The organism is Alcaligenes sp. AB3 (genome assembly GCF_031844565.1).
GTDB lineage: Bacteria > Pseudomonadota > Gammaproteobacteria > Burkholderiales > Burkholderiaceae_B > Alcaligenes > Alcaligenes faecalis.
Genome location: NZ_JAUZVM010000003.1, coordinates 20,860 through 35,064, shown reverse-complemented (window position 1 = coordinate 35,064; position 14,205 = coordinate 20,860). Strand labels below are relative to the sequence as shown.

Below are 14,205 nucleotides of genomic sequence, written 5' to 3'. Positions count from 1 at the left end.
AGACGGCAGTCGGTTACGAGAGATCAAACAAGGTGGGCAGGGGGAGCGCGTGACCCTAGCGGCGGCCCCAAGGCGGGCAGGGGCGGCAAGCTTTGATTACGGTGTACCAAGAGCAAAGGCTGGTGAACTACCGTAGCATCCAGGCTTGCCATATCGGCGCTGGGTAAGGCCACCTGGGACAGAACCAGTGCGTAAGGGCACTTCTGTATATCCGCATGCTCATTGGATTGCGGCGGGTCGGCCTGTCCCGTCAGGCTCATCCAGATCGTGCTGGGCGTTCCACCGGGCGCACAAAGTGTGACGGAAAAGAAGCCGTCCTGTTCGCCCGAGCGATCCGGCATGTATCCCGCCGGAACCAGCGAACGGCACAGAAATGACAGGATCGCCAGGCAAAAAAGAATTTGCCAGGCTACGCCATTCTTTGCGAGAGAGCAGTGCCGTTGGACAGACATGGCGCGATTGTATTCCAACTGCTTCTCAATTGGATTTGATTTACCTAATGTCCGGACTCAGAGATTACAGATTACGCCCCTTATCCAGATAGGCTTGAAACTCCACCTCGGGCACCATGCTGCCGCCGGTTCCCCAGACCAGATGAGTAGCGTTCTCCAGCTGAGCCTGTGTAAAGCCCATGCGCTGCAAATACTCTGGCGAGTTCAATACCCTTGCCATACCGGGTACACCGGCCAGGGCGGAGGGCTCCAGTTTGACCTGGTCTTTTTCGTGGGCAATGACCATCAAGCGGTACAGTTCTTCGTCCGTGACGGTGTAATAGCCGTCGATCAGACGCTGCATGGCCTTGCCCACAAACCCTGAAGGGCGCCCTACGGCCAGGCCATCGGCGGCAGTGACATTATCAATGCCGAAATCCTGCACGCTGATCTCATCATGCAAGCCGGTATACACGCCCAGCAGCATGCACGGGGAGTGTGTCGGCTCGGCGAAGAGGCAATGCACGGCATTGCCAAAAATCAGTTTCAGGCCAAAGGCCACACCACCAGGACCACCGCCTACGCCGCAGGGCAGATAGACGAACAAGGGGTGGTCTGTATTAACCACAATGCCCGCTTGCTGAAATTGCGTGGCCAATCGTTCGGCCGCCACGGCATAGCCCAGGAAAAGATCCGGGGAGTTTTCATCGTCCACAAAGTAGCAGCGCGGGTCTTGGGAGGCTTGTTCGCGGCCTTGCTCAACCGCCACGCTGTAGTCGGATTGATGTTCGACAACATTTACGCCGTTGGCTCGCAATTTGTCTTTTTTCCATTGGCGGGCATCGGCAGACATATGGACGCTGACTTTAAAGCCCAGCTTGGCACTCATGATGCCGATTGATAGTCCCAGATTGCCGGTGGAGCCGACGGCGATGGAGTATTGGCTGAAGAAAGTACGGGCCTGTTCGCTATCCAGCTGGCTGTAGTCGTCCGTCAGCGTGATCAGGCCTGCTTCCAGTGCCAAATCCTCTGCATGTTTCAGGACTTCATGGATGCCGCCACGGGCTTTGATGGAACCGGAAATGGGAAGTTCGCTATCCGCCTTCAGCCACAAGGCACCCACATGCTCCAGTGCGTTTTCTTGAATCAGCGTTTGGCGTAGTTGATCCAAGGGTTTGAGAGGGGACTCGATGATGCCGTTGCTGGCTGCTGTATCGGGAAAGACGGCTTTCAGATATGGGGCAAAGCGCTGCAGACGGGCACTGGCTGCCTGCACATCTTGCGCGTTCAGTCCGACATCTGCCAAGGCCTGGGCGGTGGGGGCGATGGCCGGATTGAACCAGGTGCTTTCTTTCAGGGCGATCAGATCGCGGATGAGAGGGTGGCTGTCTTGCCAGGCCGCCAGGTTTTTTCCATGGATCATGTGTTCACCGGATGAGTGACTGGGTTTCAAGGGTAAAGATGCTACACGATTGTGCTTAATGAGAGGGGCAGCAACGATGTCTAACTGGACTGACGATAGGGAATCAGGATGGAACGGAGCAGATGGCAATGGCTAAGGAGAAAGCGGCTTATCAGGTTTGGCCGTACTGACTAAGTAGTAGAAACCGTCTGCGATTGAGCGTCGGTGTACGGCGAGTCCATAAAAAACTGCCCTCATCAAGAGGGCAGTGTTAATTGCTTCAAGATCGTCTGTCTTGGGGCTTAACCCCCCAAAAAACACTATAGAAAAGCCTTTCGCAAATCAGGAAATGCGGGTTTTTAATATCGGGCATCCTTGGGTTTTTTACCATTGGGCCAGTCGTTCACTTTGCCGGCAAAGTCAGGTCGTGGCATATGTGTGAAGTACTCGGCAATGTCCACGGCGTCCTGATCGTTCAACACACCACCCTGGCCCCAGCCTCCGTGGGAGGCCACGCTCATGGGCATGTTGTACTTGATGAACACCGCGGCCTTGAAAGTACGCGCCATGCCTGCACCAATATTGAAGGACTCCTCACCCCACAATGGCGGGAACACGATATTGCCGCGTTCGTCTTTCAGGCCCTGGCCTTCCTCGCCGTGACAGCTGGCACATTGAACCGCATAGAGCGCTTTACCGCGTTCAGGATTGGGGATCAGATCATGATCCAGCGGGCCATCGATAGGCACCTGGACTTTTTGACCGGGTTGAACTCCTTGCGCCAACCACTTCATATAAGCCAGCATGCCTTGCATTTCGGGCGAGTCCACCGGGATGGCCTTGCCGTTCATGGAACGCATGAAACAGCCGTTGATGCGGCCTGCCAAGTCCACCATCTTGCCCGAGCGGGGCATGACTTTGGGGTAGCTGACAAAGCTGTTGATGTAGTGCGCGCCACGCGGGGTCTTGCCCTGATCAATGTGACAGCTATTGCAGTTCATGGCGGCGCCCACATTGTTGGGCAGCAGACGGCGCGTTTCGTTCAGGAGGCGTTTGCCGTACAAAATGGCTTCGGCATCCGGGTCTTTCTCGATCAGCAGGTCCGAAGGAATGGTGTACTGGCCCACGACCTCTTTGCTTTCCACATTAATAATGGGATAAGAGGCGGGAGTCGGGCCTGTCAGGGCGGGGCTGGCCGCAAAGGCAGACCAGCTTGCCGCTGCGACACCGGCAATGGCCACAACCAGAACGGACAGGGTTTTGGCTTTAGTCATGGCTGGCTCCTTGAGGCTGGATATGGGGCGATTTATTGGCTACAAACTGGCGGATGTGGGCAACGTCGGCCGCCTGCACGGTGGGAGCCTGGTTGGTCCAGCTGGTGCGAATGTAGTTAACAAGATCGGCAATGTCCTGGTCGCCCAAATGGCGGAAGGCAGGCATGGTGAAGGTCATTTTGTCGACGCTGTTTTCAGGCATGCGTCCACCTTCCAAAGTTACTTGAATGACCGACTGCGGGTTGTTGGCAAAAACAGCCGAGTTGCCAGCCAGTGCCGGGAAAATGCGAGGTACGCCTTTCCCGTCGGCCCGGTGACAGGTCACACAGTGAGCGGCATACAACCAGGCTCCGGGCGAAGTGTACTGGCCATCCAGCTGTTTCTGTGTGGTGGTATCAGCTTGATGCGGAATCTCGGGATTGCGGCCTTTGACGGGCGGCAGGGATTTCAGATACTGCACCATGGCCTTTTGGTCCTGAGGGCTCATGTACTGGGTGCTGTGTTCGACCACATCCGTCATGGCACCAAAAGCAGCCACTTTATCGGTACGGCCGGTAGCAAAAAAATCCAGCAGTTCTTCTTCAGACCAACTGGCCAGACCACGACCTTCGCCGCGCAGGCTCTTGGCACGCCAACCGTCAATCACGGCGCCGGACAGGTAGTCGTCGCCGTCTTTCAGGTTCAGCGCCAGTTCCTGATACGCCAAGCCGCGCGGCGTGTGACAGGCGCCACAGTGGCCGGGACCTTGTACCAGATAAGCACCCCGGTTTTTCAGATCATCCAGACTCTCGTCAGCTACAAACGTCTGATCGGTGGGCGCAAACATCCATTGCCAGAAAGCAATGGTCCAGCGCATCTGGAAGAGCTTGGGCAAGGTGGGCCCGGCATTTTGTTGCTTGACCGCCGGAACGCCATTCATGAAGTAGGCGTACAAGGCATTCATGTCCTCCTCGCTCATGACCGAGTAGGACGGGTAGGGCATGGCGGGGTAGAGCGCAGCGCCATCCTTGCGTACCCCGTGCTGGACGGCGGTTTTGAACTCGTCCAGGGTGTAGTTGCCTATGCCCGTTTCCTTGTCAGGCGTGATATTGGTGGAGTAGATCGCTCCTAGCGGCGTTTGCATGGCCAGGCCGCCTGCATACTTTTGACCACCAGGAACGGTATGACAGGCCACGCAGTCGCCAGTGCGGGAGACGTAGGCTCCCTGCTTGATCAGGGCGTCATCATCCAGCTTGATGGTGTGTGCCGAGGAGGAGACGATGCTGCGTTGCGACAAAATAAGCTGAGAACCGCCATAGGCGGCTCCCAGCCCCACGAGTACAAGCATCAGGGTCTTGGACAAGACGTTCATAGACATTACCCATAATTATTAAATCAATGCGTCAAATAACTTCACGTCACACTCAGGACGGATGGTATAGAGAGACAAAAAGGGGAGAAACCCTTGTTCAGATCAAAATTGATCTAACTCAACGGTTATATATATAAGCTCATAACGGGGTTGCGATTGTAAGCTCAAAGTGCCAGTTATATGGCGGCTGAATAGCAGACTGAGAACTAAAAAAGAATGAGGGGTTTGAACGGACACTGTGGCGATCAATCGTCAGCTGTCCGGGTTCTTCTGTTTTTCCGAAGCGACAACACCGGTATCAAGCCGAAGTGTCTGTTTTTAAATCGAATTGGCTTCGGAACTGGCGTCATACAAAGCTTGCAAGGCAGCTAGAAGTGTCCGCCTAGTAAAAACCCTCTTGGATGTTTTTTCTGGAAAGACCTACTATTAGCCCTCAATTATCGGATATGAGAATTTTATGGTGTATGACTACGTAATCGTTGGGGCCGGGATGGCTGGCGTGTCTTTGGCCTACCGTTTGCCCGAAAGTGCCCAAGTGCTGGTTCTGGAAAGAGAGTCCCATGCTGCGTATCACGCCACGGGACGCTCGGCCGCGATGTTTGTTGAAACTTACGGTACTGAAACGATCCGAGCCTTGACGGTGGCAGGCAACGATTTTTTCAGCCATCCGCCTGCGGGCTTTAGCGATCAGCCGATTTTGCTGCCACGCGGTGTGCTCTATGTGGGGACCGCCGAGCAACAGGGTTTGCTGGACAGCCAGTATCAGGATTGGCATGAGCAAGGCTTGGATGTCAGCCGCTTGAGTGCCGAAGAAGCCTTGGCCATGGTGCCATGTCTGGACCCGGCGCAATTGGCCGGTGCCTTGTATGACGGCCAGGGGCAGGACATGGATGTCCATGCCTTGCATCAGGGTTTTCTGAAAGGCGCACAAGCCAAGGGTGTGAAGCTGCGTCTGGACACGGAAGTGCTGTCGGCCAAGTGGGATGGCGAATGCTGGGAAGTGCAACTCAACTCCGAACCCACGACCTTGCGCACTCGCGTTCTGGTCAATGCGGCGGGTGCCTGGGCTGACACTTTGGCCGAGCGCTGTGGCGTGCAGGCGTTGGGCATTCAACCCAAGCGCCGTTCTGCATTCCTGTTTTCGCCGCCTGAAGGTGTGGACCATCGTGAATGGCCCGCCGTCATTGATATTGGCGAAGAATTCTACTTCAAGCCCGATGCAGGCATGTTGCTGGGTTCGCCAGCCAATGCCGACGACGTGGATGCCCATGATGTGGTGGCCGAGGAGCTGGATGTGGCCACCGGCATTTACCGGATTGAAGAACGCACCCAACTTCGCATTCGCCGTCCTAGCCACACCTGGGCGGGGCTGCGCAGCTTTGCTCCCGATGGTGAGCTGGTGATTGGTCAGGACGCGCAATGTTCGGGCTTTTTCTGGCTGGCTGGTCAAGGTGGCTACGGGATTCAAACTGCGGCCGGCGCTTCCTTGCTGGCGGCCAGTTTGTTGCAAAAGCAGGATCTGCCCGAGTCCTTGAAGGCCTTGAAGATTGATCCGGCTGTGGTGTCACCCGCTCGTTTCAGAACATAAAAACAGCAGCACTTTGATCTCCCGGAGGAGAAAGCATGTCGAATATAAAAAATATCCTGGGCATCGCGATGGCCTTTGTCGGTGTGGTGGTGGGGGCCGGCTTTGCATCAGGACAAGAGATATTGCAGTTTTTCAGCAGCTTTGGGTATTGGGGGCTGCTGGGAGGGGTGGTCAGTGGTCTGTGTTTCACCATACTGGGCATGGCCGTGGGGGAGCTTAGCCAGGTTTCGGTATCGCATTCGTTCAAAGAGGGTTTGTATCTGATTTGCGGGCCGCGACTGGGTGTAGTGGTCGACATCATGATTACCTTCTTCATGTATGCCATTGCCGTGGTGATGTTTGCCGGTGGCGGCTCGCTGATGGAGCAACAGTGGGGTGTACCGGCGCAGTACGGCAGTATTGCCGTCATGCTGATTACCGTGCTGATTGTGTTCTTGCGCGTGGATCGGGTGATGGCCTTTATTGGCAGTGTCACACCCTTTCTGGTTCTGATGATGATCTTCCTGTGTATTTACAGCTGGAATACCCGGGATTTGCCCTTGGAAGAACTGGATGTGATTGCGCATACCAAACCCCAGGGTGCAGGACATTGGCTAGTGGGCTCTTTGCTGTACGTGTCCTACAACATGGTGGTGGGGGCGCCGTTCCTGATGATTGCGGGGGCGCAGGCCACATCACGTCGCAATGCCTTGTTGGGTGGTTTGGTGGGTGGTTTGCTGCTGGGCTTCTTGATTGTGCTGATCAGCGCCGGCGTGTTTGGCCGTATCGACACCATTGGCTCGGCTGCCTTGCCCATGCTGATGCTGGCAACCGAGCAATCCAAGCTGCTGGGCACCATCATGTCCGTGGTGATTTTTGCCATGATTCTGACCACCTCGGTGGGCGTGTTGTATTCCTTTTCGGCCCGGATTTTTACGCCTAATACTCTCAAATTCAATATTGGTACGGCGATTGCCGGGGTGCTGGGGCTGGTGGGGGCCAAGATCGGTTTCATCAATCTGGTCGGCACGGTCTACCCGTTTTTCGGCTACCTGGGCTTTGTTTTGATGGCCTGGATTCTGATTGCCTGGTTCCGTTTGCGCCGCTTACAATCCAGGAATGCTACGTAATGAACTGCTCAGCAAGGAACAGGTAGGAACCCGCCTGCGCCAAGCCCGACATAATCAAAAACAGACACTCAAGCAGGTGTCTGAAAAAACCGGCTTGGCGCTTTCTACCATTTCCAAAGCAGAACTGGGGCAGGTCACCTTAAGCTATGAAAAGTTTGTGGTTCTGGCCCGCGCCCTGAATATTGAGGTGGGGTCCTTGTTTGCCGTACCGGATGAGGACACCGCGCAGCCTTTGCCCACGACTGAAGTGGGCATTTCCAGCCACAAATCCACCGCTACCCCTGGCTATGCCACTCGCAACTACGAATATGGCTTGTTGTTTGGCGAGCTGAGCGGCAAGCACATGAACCCGATTCTGGCCGTCATCGATTCACGCGATGCCAGCGAGTTTGACGACTATATCCGTCACGCCGGGCAGGAGTTTGTGATTGTGCTGTCCGGCTCTATTGCCATCCAGTTTGAAACCGGTGAAACCCTGTTTCTGGACGCCCACGAGTCGGCATATTTTGATAGCGGCATCGGGCATATCTATCTGTCCACCAGCGAAGACGACGCCAAGGTTGTCGCGGTCTGTACCAGCGGTTTACCACCAGGAATTGTTTAGGGCTTGTCTGTCACCTTGTCAAACACAGGCGGCAGAATGGTGTTTGTAGTGGTTGATACGGGTGGTGTGCCGTTGGACTTCAAGGGCGCGACACAACGCGCAGTGGCGTTCTGAAAATGCACAGTGCCGACGGGGCGGCCTTTCAAGCGGGCCAGTTCGGGTTTGGCCTCAATAGCCGCTTCCGACAAGGGGAAGACAATACCGCGTGTGGGGATGGTGTTGTGTGAACTGGCATCCTCATTGCTGCCGCCTTTGAAAATGCGCACATGCGCCGGGTCACGGGTCGGATCGGAGATGACCCATTCATGCAGGCCGTTAGCCATATCCTGGATGCCCAGCGGATTGGACGGAAAGGCTCCCGTCTTGTTTCGATCCGCTTGGCTACCGTGTTCGGGAAGATTACGGCCTGCTTGCCACTGACCATTATCAGTGGCCCAGGGAAAGAGTTGGCCACGGCTGCGGGCGGCGTATTCCCATTCCGCTTCAGTGGGCAAGCGCATGTCCAGGCTATTGCTTTGCCCTAACCAGGCACAAAAGGCTTCGGCTTCGTCGTAGGGCATATTGGCGGCTTGTTCGCCGTCACCTTTTACTGGCTCCCAGCGGGCGGGGCGCTTGGTTTGCTTCAGAAAGCGGTCATACAGGGCGTTATTCGCCTCTTTTTTCATGATGGAAAACGCGCTGACTTCCACCGGATACGGGTCCAGAGCGCCTTGATCGGCTTGCGCTACCCATTGCACGGAGTGTTCGTCGCCGGGCACGCGCATGGGGACCTGGAAGTTTCCGGCCATAAAAGAGCCGCCTTCTACCGGAATCATTTCAGGGCCGGGTTCGGGGCGCGTGGGGAGCGATCTCAGGACCAGCAAGAGCAGGACGCTGGCAACGATGAGGGTGGCGCTGATCCGGACGGGGGTATGACGCAATCTGGGTTCCTTACTCTGAACGACAGGCGAAGCGAGAGCTTTATTGATTAATTTCGCTTATATGGCCCCGTATTATTCCATGCCTGCCCATAAGACGGGTTTGTCTGTGCGCAGAGTTTAATGATTTATCGGAATAGAGGGGGTTCGGAGAGGCTTAATCAGCGTTTTCGGGCGACTTTTCAGGAACAACGCTCAAAGGAATGCGGATGAGCTGGCCTTCCTGGATCACAAAACCCCAACGGCTTGAGTCAAATAAGGCGGGGCTGATTTCAAATACCGCGACATCCGAGACGCTGACCAATGGATTGATCTTGTCTGACCCAACAGTATCCAGATCGTGAGCGTAGCGATAGTCCTGTGTGGCTCGCTGATTGGGGGCTATTTTCTGTCCCGAAGGATCTATCAGAAACAGGCGCGGTCGGTGGATTTGCGGGTTCAGAGGACGTGGACTCGTGTTGGTATAGCGGTAGTGCAAGACGATAAACAGATTGTCCTGTCGCGCTGGCGTGGCCAGCTCCCCGGAGTCCAGCTGGGTCTGGCTGTGCCATTGATCCAGGTAAGTATGCAGGCGTACACCCTGATAGTCGGGCGTGAACAGGACGGTCCCGTAATTCAGAACGGGCGCGGCAGGAGGGATAGGGGGGATGCTGCGCGGGGTGCCTGCTGGCTGTTGAGTAGACAGCACCCGATCGTTTTGACTGTAGGCAGTGGCAGAACACAAGGCTAAAGCGGTGCACAGCCAAAAACGGGGCAGGGTGAGAATCATGGGGTTGAACAGAGCCGCTTCATTGAGTGTAGTTGGGGGGAGGAGATGCGACAGTGGCAGACAAAAAATAAACGGCTCAAGAGCCGTTTTTCTTAACTACTTTTTTCAGATCGTCCAGCTCTTTGCGCAGAGCGACAACTTCGTCACTGAGCAAACCAATGACGGCCATTTGACTCTGATACATCTCGACCAGGGGGTGGTAACTGATACCACGACTGGTCAGTTCTCGACAAAGCGCGCTAAGACCGGTTCCAGCGCGCTTGGTTAAGGTAGCCATCTTCCTGTGATCCATAAGCCTGCGTCCTGATCAGTAGTTGTTCGATGTTTACATCCGTTAACCATACCAAAAATCGATGACAGTAGTCGTTTTTCTTAAAACTTCTTGTATATCTGTGGTTTAGCGAGGGGCTTAACCTACCTGGAAGTTGCCTTCCGGGTAGCGAATACGGCTGCGCTTGCGTGTGGCCAGCGAGTAAATCAGGGTCAGAGGGCCAAGTCGACCAGCGAACATCAGCACCATGATCAGGATCTGGCTGGGCGTGGACAGTTTGTGAGTAATACCGTGGCTCATGCCGGTGGTGCTCAAGGCCGAGGCGGCTTCAAACAGCAGGCTGGTGATGGGCATGTCCTCGAACAGCGTCAAGAGCAGGACGCTGATGAAATACAGGGCGCCGGTAATCAAAAACAGGGCCAGGGCTTTCTGGACGGTTTCAGGGGCGACGCTGCGCTCCATCAGGACCACCTCTTCTCGCTGACGGATGTAAGAGCGTACGGCAGCCAGCAAAACAATCAAGGTGCCTATTTTGATACCGCTGGCGGTACTGAGCGAGCCGCCACCAATCAGCATCAGCACGATCAGCGTCAGTTGGGTGCTGTCGCGCAGGCTGGCAATGTCCATGGTGGTAAAGCCGGCGGTACGCGTGGCGGCGTTTTGCATCCAGGCCGCCAGTGCCTGGTCGCCCACGCCGAGCATGCCCAGGGTTTTGGGGTTATTGAATTCCAGTGCCCAAAGGCTGAAAAAACCGATCAGGTTCAGAATCAGGGTGCCCAGCAAAATCAGCTTGGTATAGGGCAACAGGGTTTGCCAGCGCTTTTTTTGTCCTACATCGGCCAGAACGGTAAAACCGATACCACCCAGAATAATCAGGCCCGATAAGGTCATGACCGAAACAAAATCGCCGGAAATAGGGATCAGGGAGTCATGGAACAAGGAAAAGCCCGCGTTATTGAAGGCGGTCACCGCATGGAACAGGGCCCGATACAAAGCCGTGGTCCAGGGAAAATCAATCGTCCAGCGCAGAAATAAAATCGCAGCGGCGGTCAGTTCAATCAGGGCGGCAATCTTGAATACCTGAAAAGCCGTGCTGCGAATGCGGGATACACTGGTTTGATTAAAGGCTTCCAGTGCCAGCGCTTGTTGGCTGACACTGATGCGCTTGTGCATGGTGATGGCGGCGATCACGGCAAAGGTTACAAAGCCCATGCCGCCAATTTGCACCAGCAATGCCAGAACAATTTGCCCAAAGTGGGTTAAATCTGTGGCGGGGTCAATCACCGCCAGACCCGTGACGGTGACGGCCGAGGTGGCCATGAACAAGGCCTGGAAAATACCCAGGCGGTGTTCGGCCGCTTGCGGCAGGCTGAGCAAAATAGCGCCCAGGATAATCAGAGCCATAAAGCCCAGGGCCAACACCAGCGGCGGGCTGGCACTCAGGGTGCGGGCGTGAGGATTGACCTCAAGACGGCGAGTAAGACTATTGGGCAGCCAGTTGCGCATACATCAAACCAGTTTGGGGGCGGCGGTACGAAGTGCTTGCAGCTGTCCAAGCAGAATCAGCAAGTCTTTGGCATGCAGGGCAAAATCGGCATCGGGCTGGATGGTGGTTTGGCCACGCCGCTTGACCAGCAGCACTTGCACATCGTCCATCTGCTCGCGCAACACGTCTTTGATGGTCTGGCCATTCATATTGTCGCTGGCCGTTACTTCCACAATGTAATCGCCATTACCCAGGGTGATGTAGTCGTTGACCATGGGGTAGCTCAGCATTTGGGCGACTCGTATGCCCATTTCTTCTTCGGGGTGAATAATCCGGTTTACGCCGATTTTGGCCAGAATCAAATGCTGGGCGTGGGAAATGGCTTTGGCCCAGATGGTGGGAACCCCGAAACTTTTCAGGTGAACCACGCAAACCAGGCAAGCCTCAATATCAGCCCCAATTGCAACCAGAACTACGTCATAATTGTCCAGCCCCAGCTCTTCCAAAGCCTGGCGGTCAGTGACATCAGCAATGACGGCACGGTTTAATTGGTCCGCATATTTGTTGACCAATTTGGGATTGGTATCCACTCCCAGTACGGAGTGGCCCATTTTCATGAGTTCCAGGGCGCAGGCCGAACCGAAGCGGCCTAATCCTATGACGGCGAACTGTGCCATAGCTTATTTGATCCGTTTGATGCTTGAAACAATTTCAAGCCAAATTAAGCGTTGATGGTATAAAGACATATCTGGTAAAAACCCTTATCGGGTATTCCCTTGGGCGCGTGTCGTTCAAGCCCTGGCGGAAACATCAATAGTGGACAGTGTAAAACAATGGTTAGTTTGTTTGATCCAATCAAACTGGGTGATATTGAACTCATGAACCGTATCATCATGGCGCCCATGACACGCGCGCGCGCCTCGGAGGGCCGTATGCCCAATGATTTGATGCGTATGTACTATTGTCAGCGGGCCAGTGCGGGGCTGATTGTAGCCGAAGCCACTTCGGTATCGCCGCAAGGCGTGGGCTATGCCCACACACCGGGCATCTGGAGTAGTGCTCAAGTGGATGCGTGGCGCACGATTACCGAGGCCGTACACGCCAAGGGTGGCCGTATCGTGCTGCAGTTGTGGCATGTGGGGCGTGTCTCTGATCCGGAGTTTCTGAATGGCCAAATTCCGGTGGCGCCCAGCGCAATTGCCTGTGAGGGCATGGTCAGTCATTTAAGCCCCGAGCGTCCTTTTGTAGTGCCGCGTGCCTTACGTAGCGAAGAAATTGCCGACATTGTGGATGATTTTTCCGTTGCGGCTCAAAATGCACTCAGCGCCGGTTTTGACGGGGTGGAGATCCATGGAGCCAATGGTTATTTGATCGACCAGTTCCTGCATGATGGCTCCAATACCCGCACGGATGCGTATGGCGGTTCGATTGAAAACCGGGCGCGTTTCCTGTTGGAGGTTGTGGATGCCTGTGTGGCCATTTGGGGGGCTGGCCGAGTCGGCGTGCATTTATCCCCGCGTGGTGGTTTGCATGGGATGAAGGATTCCGATCCTGCCCGTTTGTTCTCTTATGTGGCTTGTGAGCTGGATCGACGTGATATTGCCTTCTTGTTCCTGCGTGAAAGCCCGGCTTCGGACAGCTTGTTGCCCATGATCAAATGTCAGTTTGGTGGTGCAATTATCGCCAACGAACATTTTGATTTGCCTACGGCACAGACCACTTTATCCAAAGGCATGGCAGATGCCGTGTCGTTCGGTAAGGCTTTTTTGTCCAATCCGGACTTGCCCTTGCGTTTGCAATTGCGTGCACCCTTGAATGCTTGGGATCAAAGTTCCTTCTATACCCAGGGACCCAAAGGCTACACGGATTATCCCTTCTTGAAGTCCAGCCCTGAATGCGATCAGCCTGTGGGTGAGGATTTGCAGGCGCATTGATCCTGTCTGCGGTGAAGTAGCCGGAAATAAAAAAGCCCGTATCAAACGGGCTTTTTTAATGCGCTTCTTTTCAATCCGATAGCCGCTTGGAAACACGCTGCTGGCCTTGGATGGCTGAGTGCTTTACGTGAAGAAAGCTCGTGGCGGCCCATTCATGCCAAGCCGTATTGCCCTTGGCGTTTAGCTGCCGCGTACTACCCGAAATGTGGCTGCTGCTTTGACCAGCAAGCGTTCTTTCTCATCGTACCCGCCCCCTTCGCAGTAAGCGGTATCGCCTTCCAGGTACAGACATTGGGCCTTGAACCAGACATCGCCACGCGCAGGCAGCAGGAACTGAGAGTTCATGTCTATGGTGGCCATGCCCGAGCCGAGGCGTTGAGCTCGTGCAGCCGCGCTAAGGGTAAAGTCCAGAATCGCCATCAAGGTGCCCCCGTGCACATCGGCACGGGAGTTGGCATTACAGGCTTGCCAGGGCAGAAAAGTGATAACTTCCTGCTCGGTGCTGCTGACAGTTTGCAGGCCCAGGTGCTGCATCAGGGGGATATGAGTGCCGAAAAAATCCTGTTTGGGCTGCGCCAGTTCGGCCTGCAAATGCTTCATGGGTTCAGCTTTTGTTTCACTTGAGCGGAAACCTGGGACATATCCGCACGGCCGGCCAGCTTGGCTTTGACCAAACCCATGACCTTGCCCATCAGAGCGGGGCCTTGAGCGCCTTCAGCCTGAGCCTGGGTAATCGCCTCGGCAATGGCGGCATCAATTTCAGCGCTGTCGGCTTGCTGAGGCAGATATTCCTGCAGAATCAGCAATTCGGATTTTTCTTTCTCGGCGCTTTCGGTACGACCAGCAGACTCAAAAGCCTGAATGGATTCGCGGCGTTGCTTGACTTGCTTTTCAATGATGCTGGTTACTTCAGCATCGCCCAGCTCGGTACGCTCATCCACTTCGCGTTGTTTGATCGCGGCTTGCAGAAAACGCAAGGTCTCCAGGCGTCCGCTATCGCGAGCGCGCATCGCCGTTTTGATATCTTCAGCTAAACGGGTTTTGAGTGTTTGACTCATGGTGGTTCCTG

The 14,205-nt window shown here is 55.1% G+C and carries 15 protein-coding genes; 4 read left to right on the top strand and 11 right to left on the bottom strand.

The genetic code is table 11. The features are described 5' to 3' along the window. Positions 1-23: 23 nt before the first annotated feature. The 4 genes from Q9R35_RS07650 to Q9R35_RS07635 all read right to left on the bottom strand — a co-directional run bounded on the left by Q9R35_RS07650 (position 24) and on the right by Q9R35_RS07635 (position 4,458). Entirely contained in the window at positions 24-452 is a 429-nt protein-coding gene (locus Q9R35_RS07650; protein WP_404977941.1) for a DUF2946 family protein, read from the bottom strand. Positions 453-516: 64 nt separating this feature from the next. Next, positions 517-1,854 carry a D-serine ammonia-lyase gene (locus Q9R35_RS07645; protein ID WP_311219618.1) on the bottom strand — a complete coding sequence of 446 codons (1,338 nt, stop codon included), beginning with the start codon at positions 1,852-1,854 and terminating at the stop codon, positions 517-519. 338 nt (positions 1,855-2,192) lie between these two features. After that, positions 2,193-3,107 (bottom strand): c-type cytochrome, encoded by a 915-nt coding sequence (locus tag Q9R35_RS07640; RefSeq protein ID WP_311219617.1) that lies wholly within the window; start codon positions 3,105-3,107, stop codon positions 2,193-2,195. After that, entirely contained in the window at positions 3,100-4,458 is a 1,359-nt protein-coding gene (locus tag Q9R35_RS07635) for a cytochrome c (protein ID WP_197313241.1), read from the bottom strand. Before Q9R35_RS07635 ends, Q9R35_RS07640 begins: the two co-directional genes overlap by 8 nt. A 457-nt stretch (positions 4,459-4,915) precedes the next feature. Between Q9R35_RS07635 and Q9R35_RS07630 the strand changes: the two genes are divergently transcribed. From Q9R35_RS07630 to Q9R35_RS07620, 3 genes are read left to right on the top strand one after another with little or no spacing between them, the layout of a single operon-like run. After that, positions 4,916-6,046: an FAD-dependent oxidoreductase gene (locus Q9R35_RS07630; RefSeq protein ID WP_311219616.1), complete on the top strand. Its 1,131-nt coding sequence runs from the start codon at positions 4,916-4,918 to the stop codon at positions 6,044-6,046. 35 nt (positions 6,047-6,081) lie between these two features. Then, positions 6,082-7,155 carry a hypothetical protein gene (locus Q9R35_RS07625; RefSeq protein ID WP_197313243.1) on the top strand — a complete coding sequence of 358 codons (1,074 nt, stop codon included), beginning with the start codon at positions 6,082-6,084 and terminating at the stop codon, positions 7,153-7,155. Beyond that, complete coding sequence (locus Q9R35_RS07620; RefSeq protein ID WP_042480416.1) at positions 7,145-7,759, top strand: helix-turn-helix domain-containing protein; 615 nt, start codon at positions 7,145-7,147, stop codon at positions 7,757-7,759. Before Q9R35_RS07625 ends, Q9R35_RS07620 begins: the two co-directional genes overlap by 11 nt. Here the strand turns inward: Q9R35_RS07620 and Q9R35_RS07615 are convergent. From Q9R35_RS07615 to Q9R35_RS07595, 5 genes are all read right to left on the bottom strand, one after another. Further along, positions 7,756-8,679: an SUMF1/EgtB/PvdO family nonheme iron enzyme gene (locus Q9R35_RS07615; protein ID WP_311219615.1), complete on the bottom strand. Its 924-nt coding sequence runs from the start codon at positions 8,677-8,679 to the stop codon at positions 7,756-7,758. The two genes, Q9R35_RS07620 and Q9R35_RS07615, sit on opposite strands and share 4 nt — an antisense overlap. 154 nt (positions 8,680-8,833) lie before the next feature. After that, entirely contained in the window at positions 8,834-9,445 is a 612-nt protein-coding gene (locus tag Q9R35_RS07610) for a hypothetical protein (RefSeq protein ID WP_042480424.1), read from the bottom strand. Between the two features lie 76 nt (positions 9,446-9,521). Beyond that, the gene (locus Q9R35_RS07605; RefSeq protein WP_223254031.1) at positions 9,522-9,722 is read right to left on the bottom strand and encodes a hypothetical protein; all 201 of its coding nucleotides are present in this window, start codon (positions 9,720-9,722) and stop codon (positions 9,522-9,524) included. Positions 9,723-9,854: 132 nt separating this feature from the next. Continuing rightward, a complete protein-coding gene (locus Q9R35_RS07600) occupies positions 9,855-11,222 on the bottom strand; it encodes a TrkH family potassium uptake protein (protein WP_063693781.1) in 1,368 nt (455 codons plus the stop codon). Positions 11,223-11,225: 3 nt separating this feature from the next. Beyond that, positions 11,226-11,879, bottom strand: a complete 654-nt coding sequence (locus Q9R35_RS07595; protein WP_042480430.1) for a TrkA family potassium uptake protein — start codon at positions 11,877-11,879, stop codon at positions 11,226-11,228. Positions 11,880-12,035: 156 nt separating this feature from the next. Here Q9R35_RS07595 and Q9R35_RS07590 point away from each other — a divergent pair, with 156 nt between their 5' ends. Beyond that, the gene (locus tag Q9R35_RS07590; RefSeq protein ID WP_252606521.1) at positions 12,036-13,136 is read left to right on the top strand and encodes an alkene reductase; all 1,101 of its coding nucleotides are present in this window, start codon (positions 12,036-12,038) and stop codon (positions 13,134-13,136) included. Positions 13,137-13,316: 180 nt separating this feature from the next. Here Q9R35_RS07590 and Q9R35_RS07585 read toward each other — a convergent pair whose 3' ends face one another. Next, positions 13,317-13,736, bottom strand: coding sequence for a PaaI family thioesterase (locus Q9R35_RS07585; RefSeq protein WP_311219614.1), 420 nt, complete (start codon positions 13,734-13,736; stop codon positions 13,317-13,319). Continuing rightward, positions 13,733-14,194, bottom strand: coding sequence for a GatB/YqeY domain-containing protein (locus tag Q9R35_RS07580; RefSeq protein WP_042480438.1), 462 nt, complete (start codon positions 14,192-14,194; stop codon positions 13,733-13,735). Before Q9R35_RS07580 ends, Q9R35_RS07585 begins: the two co-directional genes overlap by 4 nt. Positions 14,195-14,205 lie beyond the last annotated feature (11 nt).

What these genes read in the sequence shown, in the direction of transcription:
- Q9R35_RS07585 (WP_311219614.1), bottom strand. Translation starts at nt 13,736, where the DNA reads ATGAAGCATTTGCAGGCCGAACTGGCGCAGCCCAAACAGGATTTTTTC.
- Q9R35_RS07600 (WP_063693781.1), bottom strand. Translation starts at nt 11,222, where the DNA reads ATGCGCAACTGGCTGCCCAATAGTCTTACTCGCCGTCTTGAGGTCAAT.
- Q9R35_RS07605 (WP_223254031.1), bottom strand. Translation starts at nt 9,722, where the DNA reads ATGGCTACCTTAACCAAGCGCGCTGGAACCGGTCTTAGCGCGCTTTGT.
- Q9R35_RS07595 (WP_042480430.1), bottom strand. Translation starts at nt 11,879, where the DNA reads ATGGCACAGTTCGCCGTCATAGGATTAGGCCGCTTCGGTTCGGCCTGC.
- Q9R35_RS07645 (WP_311219618.1), bottom strand. Translation starts at nt 1,854, where the DNA reads ATGATCCATGGAAAAAACCTGGCGGCCTGGCAAGACAGCCACCCTCTC.
- Q9R35_RS07650 (WP_404977941.1), bottom strand. Translation starts at nt 452, where the DNA reads ATGTCTGTCCAACGGCACTGCTCTCTCGCAAAGAATGGCGTAGCCTGG.
- Q9R35_RS07580 (WP_042480438.1), bottom strand. Translation starts at nt 14,194, where the DNA reads ATGAGTCAAACACTCAAAACCCGTTTAGCTGAAGATATCAAAACGGCG.
- Q9R35_RS07635 (WP_197313241.1), bottom strand. Translation starts at nt 4,458, where the DNA reads ATGAACGTCTTGTCCAAGACCCTGATGCTTGTACTCGTGGGGCTGGGA.
- Q9R35_RS07640 (WP_311219617.1), bottom strand. Translation starts at nt 3,107, where the DNA reads ATGACTAAAGCCAAAACCCTGTCCGTTCTGGTTGTGGCCATTGCCGGT.
- Q9R35_RS07625 (WP_197313243.1), top strand. Translation starts at nt 6,082, where the DNA reads ATGTCGAATATAAAAAATATCCTGGGCATCGCGATGGCCTTTGTCGGT.
- Q9R35_RS07620 (WP_042480416.1), top strand. Translation starts at nt 7,145, where the DNA reads ATGCTACGTAATGAACTGCTCAGCAAGGAACAGGTAGGAACCCGCCTG.
- Q9R35_RS07610 (WP_042480424.1), bottom strand. Translation starts at nt 9,445, where the DNA reads ATGATTCTCACCCTGCCCCGTTTTTGGCTGTGCACCGCTTTAGCCTTG.
- Q9R35_RS07590 (WP_252606521.1), top strand. Translation starts at nt 12,036, where the DNA reads ATGGTTAGTTTGTTTGATCCAATCAAACTGGGTGATATTGAACTCATG.
- Q9R35_RS07630 (WP_311219616.1), top strand. Translation starts at nt 4,916, where the DNA reads ATGGTGTATGACTACGTAATCGTTGGGGCCGGGATGGCTGGCGTGTCT.